This window comes from Pseudomonadota bacterium (genome assembly GCA_013285445.1).
In the GTDB taxonomy this organism is placed as follows: Bacteria; Pseudomonadota; Gammaproteobacteria; order Xanthomonadales; family Wenzhouxiangellaceae; genus Wenzhouxiangella.
Genome location: CP053448.1, coordinates 1,463,609 through 1,478,799, shown reverse-complemented (window position 1 = coordinate 1,478,799; position 15,191 = coordinate 1,463,609). Strand labels below are relative to the sequence as shown.

9 protein-coding genes and 1 pseudogene are annotated in these 15,191 nt (G+C 55.0%); all 10 read left to right on the top strand.

Annotation, left to right across the window (positions count from 1 at the left end; translation table 11 throughout):
• Positions 1–126: 126 nt before the first annotated feature.
• The 10 genes and pseudogenes from HND55_06710 to tnpB all read left to right on the top strand — a co-directional run bounded on the left by HND55_06710 (position 127) and on the right by tnpB (position 15,185).
• A complete protein-coding gene (locus HND55_06710) occupies positions 127–1,629 on the top strand; it encodes an SAM-dependent DNA methyltransferase (GenBank protein ID QKK02366.1) in 1,503 nt (500 codons plus the stop codon).
• Positions 1,622–3,949, top strand: coding sequence for an AAA family ATPase (locus HND55_06705; GenBank protein QKK02365.1), 2,328 nt, complete (start codon positions 1,622–1,624; stop codon positions 3,947–3,949). Before HND55_06710 ends, HND55_06705 begins: the two co-directional genes overlap by 8 nt.
• Positions 3,946–5,118 carry a hypothetical protein gene (locus HND55_06700; GenBank protein QKK02364.1) on the top strand — a complete coding sequence of 391 codons (1,173 nt, stop codon included), beginning with the start codon at positions 3,946–3,948 and terminating at the stop codon, positions 5,116–5,118. The genes HND55_06705 and HND55_06700 overlap by 4 nt, the downstream gene beginning before the upstream one ends.
• On the top strand, positions 5,111–8,065 hold the full coding sequence (locus HND55_06695; protein ID QKK02363.1) for an HsdR family type I site-specific deoxyribonuclease: 2,955 nt from the start codon (positions 5,111–5,113) through the stop codon (positions 8,063–8,065). The genes HND55_06700 and HND55_06695 overlap by 8 nt, the downstream gene beginning before the upstream one ends.
• 27 nt (positions 8,066–8,092) lie before the next feature.
• A complete protein-coding gene (locus tag HND55_06690) occupies positions 8,093–8,473 on the top strand; it encodes a hypothetical protein (protein ID QKK02362.1) in 381 nt (126 codons plus the stop codon).
• Positions 8,470–10,965: an Hsp70 family protein gene (locus tag HND55_06685; protein QKK02361.1), complete on the top strand. Its 2,496-nt coding sequence runs from the start codon at positions 8,470–8,472 to the stop codon at positions 10,963–10,965. Before HND55_06690 ends, HND55_06685 begins: the two co-directional genes overlap by 4 nt.
• Before the next feature lie 3 nt (positions 10,966–10,968).
• Positions 10,969–12,441: an ATP-binding protein gene (locus tag HND55_06680; protein QKK02360.1), complete on the top strand. Its 1,473-nt coding sequence runs from the start codon at positions 10,969–10,971 to the stop codon at positions 12,439–12,441.
• Positions 12,442–12,453: 12 nt separating this feature from the next.
• A pseudogene (locus HND55_06675) lies at positions 12,454–13,500 on the top strand (hypothetical protein).
• 1,006 nt (positions 13,501–14,506) lie between these two features.
• Positions 14,507–14,818, top strand: coding sequence for a hypothetical protein (locus tag HND55_06670; GenBank protein QKK02359.1), 312 nt, complete (start codon positions 14,507–14,509; stop codon positions 14,816–14,818).
• Positions 14,802–15,185 carry an IS66 family insertion sequence element accessory protein TnpB gene (gene tnpB / locus HND55_06665; protein ID QKK02358.1) on the top strand — a complete coding sequence of 128 codons (384 nt, stop codon included), beginning with the start codon at positions 14,802–14,804 and terminating at the stop codon, positions 15,183–15,185. The genes HND55_06670 and tnpB overlap by 17 nt, the downstream gene beginning before the upstream one ends.
• Positions 15,186–15,191: the final 6 nt, after the last annotated feature.

Sequence of the window (15,191 nt, the reverse complement as noted above, 5' to 3'; positions counted from 1 at the left end):
CGATGAGGAGCTAGAACGAAAAATGAATGAAGGCCGGATCACGCTTGGCGGCTGCTGTGTCAGCGATGACGATCCAGCGTGGGAATGCACCCACTGCGGGCTCAAGATTTTCCGGAGGCAGGTGCAATGATTTCCCAATCTCAACTCGAATCCTACCTCTGGGGCGCGGCCACCTTGCTGCGCGGCTACATTGATGCCGGGGACTACAAGCAGTTCATCTTCCCGCTGCTGTTCTACAAGCGCCTGTGCGACGTCTATGACGAGGAACTGGCCGATGCGTTGGAGGAGTCTGGCGGCGATCAGGAATACGCCGCGCTTCCCGAACAGCACCGCTTCCAGATCCCGGAAGACGCTCACTGGAAGGCCACCCGAACCAAGGTCAAGAACGTGGGCAAGGCCATTCAGGATGCCCTGCGGGCCATTGAGACGGCGAACCCAGACACCCTGTACGGGGTTTTCGGCGATGCCCAGTGGACCAACAAGGACCGCCTGCCGGACCGCATGCTGCGCGAGTTGATCGAGCATTTCAGCTCGCAGACGCTTTCACTCTCCAACTGCCCGGAGGATGAGCTGGGCGTGGGCTACGAGTTTCTGATCAAGAAGTTCGCCGACGATTCCGGCCATACCGCTGCGGAGTTCTATACCAACCGCACAGTGGTCCACCTGATGACCGAGATGCTCGAACCCAAACCGGGCGAGTCGATCTATGACCCCACCTGCGGGTCAGCGGGCATGTTGCTCTCCGCCGTCGCCCATCTGAAGCGGCAGAACAAGGAGTGGCGGAACCTGCGGCTGTTCGGCCAGGAGCGCAACCTGCTCACCTCGGCCATCGGCCGGATGAACCTGTTCCTGCACGGCATCGAGGACTTCCGCATCGTCCGGGGCGATACCCTGGCCAATCCAGCCTTTGTCGAAGGCGACCGGCTCATGCAGTTCGATGTGGTGCTGGCCAATCCGCCGTACTCCATCAAACAGTGGGACCGCGATGCCTGGTCCGCCGATCCATGGGGCCGGAACCTCTACGGCACCCCGCCCCAGGGCCGCGCCGACTATGCCTTCTGGCAGCACATCATCAAGAGCATGAAGGCCAAGAGCGGCCGTTGCGCCATCCTGTTTCCGCATGGTGTCCTCTTCCGCAATGAAGAACTGGCCATGCGCGAGAAGCTGGTCGCACACGACGTGGTGGAATGTGTGCTGGGCCTCGGTCCCAATCTCTTTTACAACTCGCCCATGGAAGCCTGCGTCGTCATCTGCCGCATGAACAAGCCAAAGGAGCGCAGGAACAAGGTGCTCTTCATCAACGCGGTGAACGAGGTGACCCGCGAGCGGGCACAGAGCTTCCTCACCGACGATCACATCCAGCGCATTGTCGCCGCCTACCAGGCTTTCGGTGACGAGGATGGCTTTGCCCGGGTGGTCGGCAATGACGAGATCCGGGAGAAAAACAGCAACCTCAGTATCCCACTTTATGTCCGGTCTGAAAACGGAAACGGAAACGGCAATGGCAAACAAGCGGCCGAAGAAGTCAGCCTCAAACAAACCATTGCGAACTGGCAACAAAGCTCGATGGCATTGCGAGCGTCAATGGACGAATTGTTTTCAACTCTAGAGAAAGCGGAAAATGATTAAGCGCATAAATGTACTAAAGGGAGTTGGTCGTTTCTCCGCATTGAATTCAACACCGGGTTCGGAAGGTGACTTTTCTGAACTGAACATCATTTACGCGAGCAATTCATGCGGGAAGAGTACCCTGTGCGATGTGTTCCGCTCTCTTGATACTGGCAATTCTGCTTACGTAATCGGTCGAAAGCAACTTGGCTCCAATACGCAGCAAGAGATTGTCGTTTTATTGGAACAGGGGCAGACAACCCGTTTTCAAAACGCTCAATGGCATGAGCGCGAGAATTGTCCGCCAATTCATGTCTACGATGACCGGTTTGTGGCGGAGAATGTATTCATTGGACATCACATCAGTCTTGATCAGCGACGAAATCTGTATGGCCTTGTAATCGGTGATCAGGCTATCACCTTGAAACAGGCTGTTGATGACGCAGAACAACAACTAAGCAGTGCTACCTCTGCATTGAATACAGCACAGACAAACCTTACCCGATTGATTCCCACAGGATACACAGCAGACTCTTTCAGAAACCTAGACGCTGTTGAGGATGTAGATAATAAAATCACTGAGGCGGCCAGTGGGCTCAAATCCGCCGAGCAGACAAAAGCGAAGGCTGAAGCCATACAAGCGCGTAGCCTGTTGGGTGCAGTTCCAATAGCCGAAGTGCCAGAGATATTGGAAAGTGTCTTGAACGCTACACTGGATGCCGCTGCCTTAGCTGCTGAAGCCAAAATTAGGGATCACCTCGCAGCAACCTCACAAGGGCTTCCTATAGGCTGGGTTAAACAAGGTTTCGATTCACAAACCAGCACGGCTTGTCCTCACTGTGGGCAGGAGATGCAGGGTCTCGAAATTCTTGAGGCATATCGATCTTTCTTCTCTGGTGAGCTTCAAGAACAAGAACGCCTTCGTGAATCCACGAGAAGTACTGTGAGAGCTACTTTCGGGGAAACCGCGCAAAATCAGCTTCGACAGGTTCTAGCCTCTCACGGAACGGAGAGAGATTGGTGGAGGGATGCTGCAGGTTACGAATTCACGCTCCCGGAAATTGGCGATATCGCAAGTGTATTGGCTTTGCTTCAAGAAGCCTATCAGGCGGTAGGTTCTGCGTTAGATCGAAAGAGAGCCAACCCGGCTAGTGCTATTTCCCTCACCGGTGAAGAGTCTGCAGCAATAACTACCTGGAGTGAGAAGGCTGCGGAATTGGGTGCGTACAATCAAGCGCTTGAAGCAATAAATACGGAATTGCGAGATCGCCAGGCAAACGCTGGGGTGATTGATCTCGTGCCATTGCAGCAGCGACTTTCCAGTTTGAATGCGGCCAAGAAAAGACATGAGCAAGAGACCATAAACGCTTACGCTGCATACGGTACCGCTACTAACCAGAAAAATTTAGCGCAACAGGAGAAGCAACGAGCTAATGAAGCGCTTCGCGAGCAATCAAACCAACTGTTTGAACGTTATGGTTCTCGAATCAATGATTTGTTGACTCTATTCGGAGCGGATTTTCGAATTGTCAACGATGGGGTGACCTTCAGAGGTGGGCCGTCGGGTCAACTTGCGATCGAACTAAGCGGGGTAAGGATTGCTGCCACGCCAGAGGCTGCTTCTGATCCCTCGCAAATTTCTCTCGCGAATACGCTCAGTGGCGGCGACCGAAGCGCATTGGCTCTTGCGTTTTTCTTGGCAAAGGTGGAAATGGCACCCGATGTCGGTAGATCAATAGTGGTTTTTGACGATCCTTACCATAATCAAGATCGCAGCCGAAGACAGTGCACTATTGAGCAAATTCATCATCTGACTGGTATTGCAAAACAGTGTTTTGTGCTCTCGCATGATCTTGAATTCGCGCGTGCAGTCGAAAGACGGCCCGGCACACAGGCAAAGACCTTTGTCGTAAATCCGCTTATCAACCCAGCAACATTAGAGGCGCGGTCCTTACCGCCTCTGCCGAGTCAAGCCTATCTGAAGAATTATCACCTTCTTCACCACTACTCCGAAAACCCTGCCGACCATCTTGGTCATCTCAAACAAGTTGCGGACACTCTTCGCGTGATTCTAGAAGAGTACTTTCGACTCAAATTCCCAAAAGCCTGGGCTGAGAATGATTGGCTAGGGGACATGATTCGGAAGATCCGTGAAGCACAGATTGGGACGCCTCTATCCCTTTGCCATCCATTGGTAGAAGAGCTTGGATATATCAATACGTATAGCCAACGCTTTCATCACGGTGGAACTGGTGAGGTGGCCGACGAACCAGAAGCCAGAGAGCTTAAGACTTATGTAGATAGAGCTCTGAAAGTAATTCATGCCGGAGGCAACATATGAGTGCACTGAAACCCGGCTGGAAGATGGTGAAGTTCGGTGAGGTAGTGAAACACGCCAATCTTGTGGAGCGTGAGCCTGAGGCCAATAGCATAGAAAGAATTGTTGGACTGGAACACATTGATCCTGAGAACTTGCACATCAGGCGCTGGAACTCCGTTGCGGATGGCACCTCGTTCAGCCGCAAATTTGTGCCGGGTCAGACGCTGTTTGGTAAGCGCCGAGCCTATCAACGCAAGGTTGCCTATGCGGAGTTTGAAGGCATTTGTTCCGGAGACATCCTGACTTTTGAGACGAAAGACAGAAAGGCTCTGCTACCGGAACTTCTGCCGTTTATCTGCCAGAGCGATGCCTTCTTTGATCATGCTCTTGGTACGTCAGCCGGTTCGCTTTCACCAAGGACCAGTTGGAAGGCTTTGAAAGACTTTGAATTCCAGCTGCCACCGATCGATGAACAAAAACGCATTGTCGAGATACTTTGGGCGGCAGATGAAACCACGGAATGCTATGCGGACAGTGCATTGCGGATCGTAGACATAGCCGATGCTGCTCTTTCTAAGTTTTTTGAGAAACACAAGGAAGTCTTGTCCTGGACTCCAGCTATAGATGTTTGCGAAAAGATTTCAGTAGGCATCGTGATCAAGCCAGCTTCCTACTATGTTGACAAAGGCGGGCACGCAGCGTTGCGTTCTTTAAATGTAATGCCTGGAAGGTTTGTATTGGATGAGTTGGTTTATATTTCCGAAGAGGGGCAGAAGAAGAATAAAAAATCCATTCTGCAAGAAGGTGACGTCGTAGTTGTTAGAACTGGACGACCAGGAGATGCCTGCGTCATAGGAACTGAACAGGCTGGTTTTAACGCAATCGACCTTATCATCGCCAGGCCCAGCAAGGGATTGCTTCCCGAGTATCTCTCTTCATTTGTTAATTCCGGGCTCGCCAAGCAACAGATGCGCAAAGGAATCGCAGGGACAGCCCAGACTCACTTCAATATTGGTGAATTCAAAAAGTTGCTCATACCAATGATGCCATTGGAAGATCAACAAGAGGCTCTGTCTTTACTGGAACAAGTTAGGGCAAAGCAAGCTGCCTTAACTGATCATCTCGCAACGGCGGTAAAGGTAAGGAAAGCCCTCCTCAATAAATTCACTACGGTGGCCGCCCATGTTTAACGAAGAAAACACTGTCGAACAGATGGTTCTCGACACGCTCTGCGAGGGCGTATCTTCGAACATGGTTGCCGAAGAGCGTGCCTGTTACGGTGGTGAGGTCAAGAGTTGGCGCTTTATCGCTGCAGAAGAGTTACCGCGTCAGCACTCCGATGTGCTGGTGGAGTCGGTGGTACGCGATGCCCTCATTCGCCTGAACCCGGAAATCAAGGCCCAGCCCGACCGCGCCGACGAGGTGCTCTATCGCCTGCGAACCATCCCATTGTCAGTGCAGAGCGAAGGCCTCGTGCGGGCCAACGAGCTGTTTGCCGAATGGCTGCGGGGCGAGAAGTCCATGCCCTTCGGTGAACGCGGCGAACATACGCCCGTGCGCCTGATCGACTTCGAGAATCTCAGCAACAACGATTACGTGGTCACCAACCAGTGGGTCTATCCGGTCAAGGAGGGTGGCCGGCGCTTTGACATCATCATGCTGGTCAATGGTATCCCGCTGGTGATCGGTGAAGCCAAAACACCGGTGCGCCCGGCGGTGACCTGGGTGGATGGGGCCAGCGACATCCACAACGGCTACGAACAGAGCGTACCGCAGATGTTCGTGCCTAACGTCCTCTCTTTTGCTACCGAGGGTAAGTGCTATCGCTATGGTTCGGTGCGCATGCCTATCGATATCTGGGGGCCGTGGCACGAGGGCGAGAACAAGGCCGAGGGAACGCTTACAGATGTACAGCGCTCCATCCGCTCCATGCTGCGCCCTCATGTGGTGCTGGACATCCTGCAGAACTTCACCCTGTTCGCCACCGACAAGAAACACCGGCGCATCAAGATCATCTCCCGCTATCAGCAGTACGAGGCCGCCAATCTGATGGTGGCCCGCGTGGTGAAGGGTTATCCCAAGAAGGGCCTGATCTGGCATTTCCAGGGCTCGGGCAAGTCGCTGCTGATGGTGTTCGCGGCGCAGAAGCTGCGGATGCACCGCAAGCTCGGCAACCCCACGGTGATGATCGTGGTGGACCGCATCGACCTGGACACCCAGATCACCGCCACCTTCAACGCCGCCGATATCCCGAACATGATCGGAGCCGCCACCCGGCAGGAACTGCAAAGCCTGCTGGCGGCCGATACCCGCAAGATCATCATCACCACCATTCACAAGTTCGGCGAGGCGGACGGCCGCCTGAACGAGCGCTCGAACATCATCGTGATGGTGGACGAGGCGCACCGCACCCAGGAAGGCGACTTGGGCCGCAAGATGCGCGACGCGCTGCCCAATGCCTTTCTCTTTGGCCTGACCGGCACGCCGATCAACAAGCGGGACCGCAACACCTTCTGGGCCTTCGGCGCGGACGAGGATGAGCAGGGCTATATGAGCCGCTACTCGTTCCAGGACTCGATCCGGGACAAGGCCACGCTGCCACTGCATTTCGAGGCGGTGGACGTGAAGCTGCACATCAACAAGGACGCCATCGACGAAGCCTACTCGCAGATGACCGATGAGCTGAGCGAGTTGGATCGTGACGACCTGGCCAAGCGGGCCGCCAAGATGGCGGTGCTGATCAAGGCCCCGGCACGGGTGAACGCCATCTGCCAGCACATCGTCAAGCACTTCCAGGAGAAGGTGGAGCCGAACGGCTTCAAGGCCCAAGTGGTGACCTTCGACCGTGAGTGTTGCGTGCTCTACAAGAAGGCCATGGACGAATTGGTCGGTCCGGAGGCCAGCGCCATCGTCATGCACACCCAGGGCGGGAAGTCCGACGAGTACGCGGAATGGAAGCTGGCCAAGGACGAGGAGGAAAAGCTACTCGACCGCTTCCGCGATCCGAACGACCCGCTCAAGTTCCTGATCGTCACTTCCAAGCTGCTGACCGGCTTCGATGCCCCCATTCTGCAGGTGATGTATCTCGACAAGCCGATGAAGGATCACAACCTGCTGCAGGCCATCTGCCGCACCAACCGTGTGTACCCCGGCAAGACCCACGGCCTGATCGTGGATTACCTCGGCATCTTCGATGACGTGGCCACGGCCCTCGATTTCGATGAAAAGGCGGTGCAGAAGGTCATCACCAATCTGGACGAGCTCAAGAAGGAGCTGCCCGGCGTGGTGGCGAGATGCCTGGCGTTCTTCCCTGGCGTGGACCGCACCGTTGGCGGCTACGAGGGGCTGATCGCGGCGCAGGATTGCCTGCCGGATAACGAGACCCGGGACAAATTCGCGGCGGAATACTCGGTGCTCTCCCGTCTGTGGGAGGCGCTGTCTCCCGACCCCTGTCTCGGCCTATATGAAAAGGACTACAAGTGGCTGACCCAGGTGTATGAATCGGTAAAGCCGCCGAGCGGCAACGGCAAGCTGCTCTGGCACGCCCTGGGGGCCAAGACCATCGAGCTGGTGCATGAGAACGTGCATTTGGAAACGGTGCGTGACGATCTGGACACCCTGGTAATGGACGCCGAGGTCCTCGAAGGGCTGCTCGATGCCAAGGACCCGGACAAGAAATCCAAGGAAATCGAGATCAAGCTCATCGCCCGCCTGCGCAAGCACAAGGACAATCCGAAGTTCGTCGCCTTGGGCGAACGCCTCGAAAAGCTCAAGGAGAGGCACGAACAGGGCCTGCTCCACAGCCTCGACTTCCTCAAGGAGTTGCTGACCCTGGCCAGGGAGGTCGTCCAGGCCGAGAAGCAGGTGGACCCGGTCGATGAACAGGCCAAGGCCAAAGCGGCCCTAACCGAACTGTTCGCCGAGGTGAAGAACGGCAAGACGCCGATGGTGATCGAGCGGATCGTGACCGACATCGACGAGATCGTGCGCCTGGTCCGGTTCCCCGGCTGGCAAAACACCAAGGCCGGAGAGCGCGAGGTCCAGAAGGCCCTGCGCAAAGTGATTTACGTGAAGTACCAGGTCAAGGACCAGGATCTGTTCGACAAGGCGTTCGGATATATCCGGCAGTACTATTGAGAATTTTCAAAGGATACGGAGAAAAATATGGCGGACTCTGAGCAAACCACAACGACCCCCGAGGCTATGCGGGAAGCGGTGATCAGTATGGCGGTTGAGTCCTGGCGCTTTGGCCGGGTGTTTGACCGTCTGCTGCTGAAACTCGATGCCGGAGAGCAGAACCGGTACAAGAGCCAGTTCCGCTGGTTCATCAAAAAGGTCGAAGAGGCCCTTGAGCAAGCGGATCTGCGGATCGTCAACGTCGAGGGGCATCCCTTCGACCCCGGAATGGCCGCCACCCCGCTGAATATCGAAGAGTTCGATGCGAAGGATGCCTTGATGGTCGATCAGATGCTCGAGCCGATCATTATGGGGAAAGAAGGTTTGGTTAAGACAGGAACCGTCACTTTGAGGAAGGTGGAACTATGAAAAATTTCGTCGGCATTGACCTGGGTACAACAAACAGCGCGATCTGTTCCTATGACGGTTCCGAAACCCGCATCTGGAAGAGCCCTGAACAGAATGATGTGACTCCATCGGCGATCTATATCGACCGACGCGGCAACAAATACGTGGGCAAGCGGGCCTACGATTCGGCTCCGCACAGCCCTGATAACTCCGCGATGCTGTTCAAGAGGCTTATGGGAACGAGCACGCCCGTTCAGCTTTCTGCGGTGAACCTCACCAAGACCCCCGAGGAATGCTCTGCAGAGGTATTGAAGGTTCTGTTCGGCTACATGCCGGAAGAAATCCGAAACGATCCCGATACCGGAACCGTCATCACCGTACCTGCGGCGTTTAACCAGATGCAGAAGGACGCCACCATGCAGGCCGCCAGCATGGCAGGTCTAGGCAAGGTTGCGCTTATGCAGGAGCCGGTCGCAGCGGTCATGAGCGTCATGCGTGCCCGCAACACCGACGGTATGTTCCTGATCTACGACTTGGGTGGCGGCACCTTGGATATCGCCATTGCCGAAAGCCTTGGTGGGCGGGTCAACCTGCTCGCCCACGGCGGTATCGCAATGTGTGGCGGCCGGGATTTCGACCGCGTGCTTGTCGATAACGTTGTCCGCCCCTGGTTGCTGGAAAACTTCGACCTGCCAGAAGACTTTTCCGTAAATCCGAGCTTCAAGTCGCTCATCCGGCTGGCCACCTGGGCCACCGAACGCGCCAAGATCGAACTCTCGGCCCGCGAGGATTCAGTTATCAGCCTCTCGGAAACCGAAGCCCGGGTAAGGGATCTCAACGGCAATGAAATCTATCTTGATATTCCCCTGCAGCGTGACACCTACGACAAGCTGATTGCCGAGCGCGTCGGTGAATCAATCGACTCTGCCCGGGAGACGCTCAACAAGGCCGGTCTCTCTCCGCATGACCTGGAGCGTATTGTGTTCGTCGGCGGGCCGACCAATTACAAACCCCTGCGCGACAAAGTAGCTTTTGAGCTGGGGATTCCTGGCAACACCGATGTAAACCCCATGACGGCCGTGGCCGAAGGGGCGAGCCTTTTTGCAGAGTCCATCGACTGGAGCTCCCAGAACCGGTCTCGCAAAAACACCCGTGGGCAGATTTCATCTGGCGGTGGGTTGGCGCTGTCTTTCAACTACATTGCCCGCACCCCGGATGTGAAGGCCAAGATCGCTGTTCAGTTAGCGGGCCAGGCTGCATCAGGGTCAGAGTTCCAGGTCGACAGCGTCGATACGGGTTGGACCTCCGGCCGCCTGCCGCTTAAGCATGGCGCAACCATCGACGTCACTCTGACAAAAACCGGCGACAACATCTTCAAGGTGTTTGTGTTCGACTCTGTCGGCGGCCCCATCGCCCTGGAACAAGACAAGATCGTCATTACCCGAACCGCAGCCACCGTCGATGCCATCCCGGCCTCTCACTCGGTTGGTATCGAGGTCTTGGAGAAACTCGGCGGCCGTCCCGTACTCGACTATCTGGTTCGTTCGGGCGACTCGCTTCCAAAGAAGGGGAAAAAGGTATTCAAGGCTGCTGAGTCGCTCAAGTCCGGTGCCTCGGGATCGCTCAACCTGAAACTTTGGGAGGGCGAGATCGAAGATCCCATTACCGACAACCGCCCCATCGGTGTCCTGAAAATTTCCGGCTCCGACTTCGATGACGGTGTGATCCCGGCCGGTGCCGATCTGGAATGCGAATTCGAGATCCTGGACTCCGGGAACATCATCATCGAAGTCTCCGTGCCCTGCATCGGCGGCACCTTCCACTCCGGAAAGAACTTCTACTCTCGCCAAGAGGGACAGCTCGACTACACCGCAGCCGCCGTCATGGTTGTCGAGGAAGGCGAAAGAACGTTGAACCGCATCGACGAGATCAACGAGGTGGTGGACAACCCGAAACTGGAACAAGCGCGGCAGAAGCTTGAATCCGCTGTCTCGCTCGATCCAGAGGAAGCAGAAACCGAGAAGTCCCAAGAGGCCATGGAAAAGGTGCTCGAGGCTCGGAAACTCCTTGCCCAGGTCCGAAAGGAACACCTCAAGGAGATTCGTCAGATTGACCTCGACGGTGTGGTGTCCTTCTTCGACGAACATATCCGGCAGCATGCTCGTCCATCCGAGGCGTCGGCGTTCGACAACCTGGCAAAAACGGCTCAACGCTCAATCGACCGAAACGACAAGGATTTCGAGCACCACCTTGATGAGTTGAAAGGCAAAAACTTCGAAATCCTCTGGCGGCAGGATTGGTTCGTGGTCGAGCGGTTCAAATGGATGGTCAGCTCGCCCCATCAGTTTGCCGATAAGCACCGTTTCGAGGAGCTCGCCCAGATCGGAACGCAGCTCATGCGCTCCGATGACATAGAAAAACTTCGCGCCGTTGTCGCCCAGCTTTCGATGATTCAGATCGGCGGCGGCCCCGACAACGAGATGTTCGATGTAGCCAACATTATCAGGGGATGATTTATGGCGAAGGATTTATGGCTGCCTAAAGGCTTTGAGTTGCCGGACGGATCGAAAATCCGGTCGCTACTCTATTCAGGAGACGAGTGGCAGATTTTCGATACCAATGGCTCGAACAATATCCTGCTCACGCGTCCGGAACTGGCGCAAAAGTGGGATGAATTCGGCTTCCTCGACGAATCCCTGTTCGGGGATGTCGCCTTCGGGACTGAATCATTCCGAAGCCTGAGCAGCCATAAGAAGTACACCCTGACGGCGGTTGAGAATGGGAAATCCCCGGAAAGCAAGGTCGATGCACTGGCTTTTGCCTTCGCCCTCAAAGAGTCTCGAAAACTGTCGGAGGATGCCTCTTTCCATGATGCCGTTTATGTCGAGCAGTACTCCAGATTGCTCCCGGCCTGGACGCTGACACCTCACGTCGATGATGAGGTCGTCTTGGGAACCTGGATCACCGGTGGGGTCATCATCTCCACGGAATCGTTCCGGCGTTTGACCAACCTGACCGGCTGGATGCCCGTTGGCGATCTTGCGGAGATCGTAAAGGCTGCCGGGTTTAGCGTACCTGCGGATGCGGGCCTACTGGCCAAGCGCAAGCCCGCCTCTCAGGCCAAGAGCGACGCGAAGGCCGCCATTGCCAAGGAGGCTGTTGTCGAACCTGACCAGCCGCAAACGCCTGAAGAACCAGCCGAGGCCAAGGTTTTCAAACTTCCAGGACGGCCGCAGCTCGAGGAGTTTTTCAACGAACACGTCATCGACATCATATTCAATGCCGAGAAATATCAGGCTTTGGGCATCGATTTCCCTTCCGCTATTGTCCTGCACGGGCCGCCGGGCTGTGGCAAGACCTATGCCGTGGAGCGGCTTGTCGAGTTTATCGATTGGCCCAGCTACTCGATTGATTCCAACAGCGTCGGCAGCCCCTACATTCACGAAACCAGCAAGAAGATCTCCGAGGTTTTTGACAAGGCGATTGATGGGGCTCCATCCGTTGTCGTGATCGACGAGATGGAATCTTTCCTGTCGGATAGGCGCTCCGGCAGCTCGTCCGGTTTGCATCACGTCGAAGAGGTAGCGGAATTCCTTCGGCGGATTCCGGAAGCCATCAAGAACAAGGTGCTGATTATCGCCATGACGAACCTGATCGAGATGATCGATCCGGCCATTCTTCGGCGCGGACGTTTCGACCACATCATCGCGGTCGGCATGCCGTCGAGGGAAGAAGTGGCTTCGCTGGTGGATTCACTCTTGAGCAAACTGCCGAAAGCCGACGACCTTAACGTGGACAAGATCCTCGATGCGCTCACGGGCAAGGCCCTCTCAGATTCGGCTTTTGTCATACGCGAGGCCGCACGGCTCGCTGCCAAGGCAGGGAAGACAGAACTCGATCAACAGAGCATTGAGGCCGCGTTGAACAGCCTTCCTAAAGACCAAGAGAAAAAAAGCAGACGCATCGGATTCGTCTGGGACGACAAGTAACCGGAGGGGAGCATGGACCTTTTACAAAATCCTTTTCACATTCTAAATGCCAGCCCCCGCGATAACCGTCGACGGATCATGGAGCTGGCTGATGAACGCAGCCTTTTGCTCGACTCAAGTGAGTGCATGGAGGCACGTTCGGAGTTGACCAACCCCCGGAAAAGGCTCTCCGCTGAAGTCGCGTGGCTGCCAGGCATCGGGCCAAAGCGTGTGGGAGAAGTGTTGTCTCTTCTCGAGTCTTCGCCAGCGGATTTGCTCGCCGTCGATAACCTGTCGTCAATTGCTCGGGCGAATCTGCTTGCAGCAGGCCTCGCTCGTTTGCCTGACCACAATGCCGATGACGTGGCGGAATGGATTCTCGAAATCTCATGGGCTTTTGAGGACCTCGATGCCGATGAGCTGAGCGTGATCATCAACGAGGAAAGGGTTGTTTCTGGTTTTCCGGAAGTGTCGGATCTATCTGCCGTCGAAGCTGAAATCCAGGAACGGCGGAGACACTATCGCCAGGTCATCAAGTCGGCCCTTGACAATCTTTCCCCAAAAGAACTCGTGGAGGCAGTCACCGTTGCCGTCGAGTCCGCGACTGATGATGGCGAAAAACATGGCCCTATTATGATAGCCGACCTCATTGATTCGTATGAGGTTGAAGCACAGGGCTTCCTTGATAAGGAAGAAGGAAACATAAGAGCCCTCGTGGAAAAATTGCGAGCCGCCGTCGATGCGGAACGGCCCGATTCCACCTTGGCCCCCATGGTGAACCAGTTGATTCAGGTTGTGAAGAACTGGGATACCGTCGCTCAGCCGATTCAGGTCAGCACGAAGAGCCGAGGGCTCGATCACGACGCCAGCCACCGAGTTGCCGGTTTGGTTCGCGGCCTGGCGATTCATATGTTCAATGAGCACGGCAAGCTCGATTTCTCGCAGCAACTCACGAATATGCTGCAGGAAGTGTTTGCGGAGGTTGGTGAGGTTGCTGAACGCACCGCTGAGGATGCAGATGCGCTTGGTGAGATAGCGGAACAGCGGGTTCTTCATTCAGAAGTTTCAAAAGTCGAGGAGCTCACCACCCAGATTAAAGCCGACGTCGATGGTGGCCGACCGGATACATATTTATCACCAAAAGTTAATCAGCTTTGCCAGCTCGTCATGAATTGGGAAATTGATCCCGAGCATGATGCTAGTCAACACGCAGCTTGGATCGTTCGAGATTTAGCGATTCATATGTTCAACAAGCATGACAAGCTGGATTTTGCGCAACAGCTCACAAAGGCACTTCTTGGAGTATTTGATGATGCAGGTGAAATTTCTGATCGCATTGCCGATGATGCCAAGGCTCTTAAAGAAATAGCAGCAAGCCGAAGCAAGTTAATTTCTCAATTCCGGGAATTTAACCTAAACGGCAACTCATTTTCATTTAAGGGTAGAACATATAGCACGAAAGATATTCGCCATATTGGATTCTATCGAGCTGTTACAACTCACAAGACCAACTTTATCGAAACGGGAAAGACTGAGCAGGCCAATATTTACCTTACGATGTCCGGAGGGCAAGAGGTTAAAATCTCCGTAGATGAACAGGGTTTTTTCTTCAATAAAGACAAATCAGCGCAAATCAAAACGGTCGTCGAGTTCTACTCATACTTGTCTCACGTTACCTTTGATCACCGGGTTGAATTCTACGAGTCGCAAATAAAACGAAACGGCTATTTTGAGTATGACAAGTGTCATTTTTATCCGCGTAAAAAAGTAATATTCCGTGGACGGGATTTCGACCTGTCGTCAACTTCATTTTTTCGTGGGTATGGCTACGTTGAGATGAGAAAAAAGGACTTTGGGATTCTCGACAAAATAAAGAGAGAAGTATCCCTAACCAAGATTCCGCAGTTCAGCACCATAATAGACACTGATGTGATTTTCCATTTATTGGATAAACATTTCTCATTGAGGTGGAACTCATAGTCAAGGACCAGGCTTTCATAGCGTAAGCGCCTACGAACCGACACTCTTCTCAACGACGCATAGATCACTATGCTGATTCCATCGATTTTCAGGATGGAGCAAGCAAGTGAGCAGACGTTACCTCAAAGCCGATCAGTGGCGAGAGCTGATCGCGCAGCAGGCTGCCGGCGCAGAGTCGGTGGCTGAGTTCTGTCAGCGCCATGGCCTGACACCGAAGTCCTTCTACCGGCGCCGCAAGGCGCTGCGCGAGGCGGATACGCATCAGGGCCTGGTCGCGGTCGCGCCGCCGATGCCGTCTCAGCTCACCGGCCAGATAGCGGTGTCGTGGCGCGGTGTCGCGCTGGAGCTTCCAAGCTCGGCTTGTCCGGCCTGGGTCGCCCAACTGATGCGGGAGCTGGCCGATGCGTCTGTTTCGTGACCTGCCCAAGGTTTACCTGCACCGCGACGTGGTGGACTTTCGCAAGTCCATTGACGGCCTGGCGGCCATCGTCGAGCAGCAGATGGCCCTGGATCCGTTCGCCGATGCGCTGTACGTGTTCTGCAACCGCCACCGCGACCGGCTCAAGGTGCTCTACTGGGACCAGACCGGCTTTTGCCTCTGGTACAAGCGCCTGGAGAAGGCGAAGTTCCAGTGGCCGCGCAAGCATGCCGACGGCGTGATCCGCTGGGGCGAGCGTGAGTTCAACTGGCTGCTCGAGGGTTTTGATGTGATGCGCATGCAGGGCCATCAACAACTGCACTTTTCGGCCACTAATTCGTTGATTGGTGGTGCTTCATGCTATTGATTATGC

Bases quoted from the DNA above. Each gene is read 5' to 3' on its own strand.
- HND55_06685 (QKK02361.1), top strand. From the start codon at position 8,470: ATGAAAAATTTCGTCGGCATTGACCTGGGTACAACAAACAGCGCGATC.
- HND55_06695 (QKK02363.1), top strand. From the start codon at position 5,111: ATGTTTAACGAAGAAAACACTGTCGAACAGATGGTTCTCGACACGCTC.
- tnpB (QKK02358.1), top strand. From the start codon at position 14,802: ATGCGTCTGTTTCGTGACCTGCCCAAGGTTTACCTGCACCGCGACGTG.
- HND55_06710 (QKK02366.1), top strand. From the start codon at position 127: ATGATTTCCCAATCTCAACTCGAATCCTACCTCTGGGGCGCGGCCACC.
- HND55_06690 (QKK02362.1), top strand. From the start codon at position 8,093: ATGGCGGACTCTGAGCAAACCACAACGACCCCCGAGGCTATGCGGGAA.
- HND55_06705 (QKK02365.1), top strand. From the start codon at position 1,622: ATGATTAAGCGCATAAATGTACTAAAGGGAGTTGGTCGTTTCTCCGCA.
- HND55_06700 (QKK02364.1), top strand. From the start codon at position 3,946: ATGAGTGCACTGAAACCCGGCTGGAAGATGGTGAAGTTCGGTGAGGTA.
- HND55_06680 (QKK02360.1), top strand. From the start codon at position 10,969: ATGGCGAAGGATTTATGGCTGCCTAAAGGCTTTGAGTTGCCGGACGGA.